This window comes from Microbacterium sp. (assembly GCF_039812165.1).
Classification (GTDB): domain Bacteria; phylum Actinomycetota; class Actinomycetes; order Actinomycetales; family Microbacteriaceae; genus Microbacterium.
In genome coordinates, this window is record NZ_JBDIAB010000293.1 from 1 (window position 1) to 2,836 (window position 2,836).

2 protein-coding genes and 1 pseudogene are annotated in these 2,836 nt (G+C 72.7%); all 3 read right to left on the minus strand.

Features of this window, described 5'->3' with window-relative positions; all coding sequences use genetic code 11:
- Positions 1-896 (minus strand): C-terminal binding protein (locus WML84_RS14520; protein WP_347346849.1); only part of this gene is annotated, 896 nt, incomplete at its 3' end.
- A complete protein-coding gene (locus WML84_RS14525; RefSeq protein ID WP_347346850.1) occupies positions 893-2,515 on the minus strand; it encodes a thiamine pyrophosphate-binding protein in 1,623 nt (540 codons plus the stop codon). The genes WML84_RS14525 and WML84_RS14520, both read right to left, overlap by 4 nt.
- A 97-nt stretch (positions 2,516-2,612) precedes the next feature.
- Positions 2,613-2,836 (minus strand): annotated as a pseudogene (locus WML84_RS14530) (MFS transporter); the annotation flags it as partial.

Consider the following 2,836-nt stretch of genomic DNA (forward strand, 5'->3'; position numbering starts at 1 on the left):
TACGCGATGTGCGGTGTCAGCACGACATCCTCGCGTCCGAGGAGCGGATGCCCCGGGGTCGGGGGCTCCTGGTCGAGCACGTCGAGGGCCGCACCGGCGAGGTGCCCGGAGTCGAGCGCCGCGACCAGGGCGTCGTCGTCGATGAGTCCGCCGCGCGACACGTTCACGAGGGTCGCGCCCCGTGGCATGGCGGCCAGGAACTCCGCGTCGACCAGGTGGGAGGTCTCGTCGGTGAGCGGCAGGTGCAGCGACAGGACGTTCGACGTCCGGCGCACCTCGTCGAGCGTCGTGCGGGTGACGCCCAGGGCGTCGAGACGCGCGCGGACCTCCGGGGTGTCGGGCAGCATCGGGTCGTAGCCCACGACCGAGCCGAACAGGGCGCCGGCCTGGCGGATCAGCTCCTGTCCGATGCGGCCGAGTCCGACGACGCCGAGCGTGGTCTCGCTGAGGCGCGGCGGCGGGGTCGCGGCACGGTCGTTCCAGTCCTCCGGATTCGCCGAGGCGGTGTAGAACGGCAGCTGCCGCACGCTGCTGAGGAGGATCGCGAGCGCATGCGTCGCGACCTCCTCGGTCGCCGCGCCCGGCACGTTGGTCACCCAGACGTCGTGCTCGGTCGCCGCCTCGACGTCGACGTAGTCGAAGCCCATCGACATGAGCGAGACGAGCCTGAGGTTCGGCAGGGCCTCGATCATCTCGCGGGTGACCGACGCGTAGCCGGGAAGGAGGGCGACGGCATCCTGCGCGCCCGCGACGATCTGGTCGGCGTCGCGCGTGCCGAGCACCCGCACCTCGAAGCCGTGCTCCTCGAGCAGACGGATGCCGAGCGCAGGATCGGTGTCCTCGACGTCGGTGTAGACCGCGACCGGCCGCGCGGTGTCGCCGCCCGCGCCGGTCACGCCACCCCGGAGAGGTCGAAGGCCGCCTGATCGATGTGGATCAGCTGGAGGCCTCCCGCGGCGAGCGCCGCGTCGACGGCCTCGGCGAGCTCGGCCGGGTTCGCCGCCCGGCGACCCGTGCCGCCGAACGCGGTCGCGACCGCGGCCCAGTCGGGCTGGACGAGGTCGACGGCGATCGGCGCGATGCCGGCATCCACCTCGTTCTGCTTGATCTCGGCGTAGCCGCCGTTGTCGACGACGATGACGGTGACGTCCTCGCCCTGCTCGACGACGGTGATGAACTCGTTCATCGAGAACATCAGCGCGCCGTCGCCGATCACGACGAACGACGGCCGGTCGGGCGAGGCGATGCGCGATCCGAGGGCGGCGGGCAGGCCGTAGCCGAGCGTCGCGTACGTCGTCATGTACGGCGTCGAGTTGGGCGTCGACACGGTGATGAGGTTGAGGAGGCCCCAGTACGCGATCTGCGACGAGTCGGTCGACACGATCGCGTCCTCCGGCAGGACCGACGCGATGACCTCGGCGAGGGCCGTGTTGCCCGGCGACAGCTCGGCGCACTCGGCGCGTACGGCGGCGACCGTCTCGGCCGTGCGGGCGGCGCCGTCGAGCGGCGTCCCCTCGCCGAGGGCGTCGACGAGCGCGGCGAGCGCGGCCTTCGCGTCGCCGACGACGCCGATCGTGGCGTCCTGGTTCTTGTCGATCTGCGACTCCAGCAGGTCGATGCGGATCACCGATCCGCGGGCGTCGAGCCGGTCGACCCACAGCTCCGCCTCGCCGAGCTTGGAGCCGACGACCAGGAGCACGTCGGCATCTCGCGCGCGATCGCGCGCCGCCGCCAGGCGCAGGTTCGCGCCGAGGGCGAGCGGGTGGTGCTCGTCGAGCACGCCCTTCGCGTTGCCGGTGGTGACCACCGGCGCGCCGAGCCGTTCGGCGAGGGCGCGCAGCTCTGCGGTGGCGCCGCGCGAGCCGCCGCCGGCGAGGATCACCGGATCTGTCGCCGACGCCAGGAGCGCCGCGGCCTCGGCGACGGCGGCGGGGTCGGGTGCGGGGATCGGCTCGAACTCGCGCGCGGCGAGCGCCTCGGCGGCGATGTCGGTCTCCTCCTGCAGGAGGTCGAGCGGGATCTCGATGTAGACCGGGCGCGGACGCGTGGTCGCGAACAGCTCGAACGCGTCGTGCACGGCCTGCACGGCCTCGTCGGCGGTCTGCACGCGACGACCCCACTCGACGATGGCCGAGGCGGCGCTCAGCTGGTCCTTCGTCTCGTGCAGCGTGCCGACGTCGGCGAACTCCTTGCCGCGGGCGGGGCCGGGGGAGATGAGGATCATCGGGCGCGACTCGCAGTAGGCGGTGCCCGCCGCCGACAGGGCGTTGAGCAGGCCCGGGCCGCTCGTGGTCACGATCACGCCGGGCTTGCCGGTCTGCAGCGACCAGCCGTCGGCGGCATAGCCCGCGCCCTGCTCGTGGCGAGAGGTCACGGCGCGGATGCCGAGGGCACGGAGCGGGCGGTAGAGCTCCAGGTTGTGCGTGCCCGGGATGCCGAAGACGGTGTCGATGCCGTAGTTGCGCAGCGTCTCGATGACGATCCAGCCGGTCGTGCGCTTCGTGGTCGTTTCCATGTTCCTTCGAGGTCTCGTCTCTGTGTGTCTCGGTGCCGCGGCGGCGTCGCCGGGCATGATGCGGCCTCCGCGGGCGCCGCCCGCGGAGGCCGACCGGTCAGGTGCGGTCCGTGTTGTCGATCGTGTCGGTGTCGAGGCGCGCCGTCAAGGAGCCGGTCACGGGAGCGGCATCCGAGTACTGCGGGGCGAACCGCACGCCGACCCACGCGGCCAGCGACAGCACTCCGAAGAACGCGACGACCGACCAGAAGTTGCCGTCGGTGGCGATCAGGAGCAGCGACGCGATCGCGGGCGACAGGCCGCCCCAGACCGCGGCGCCGA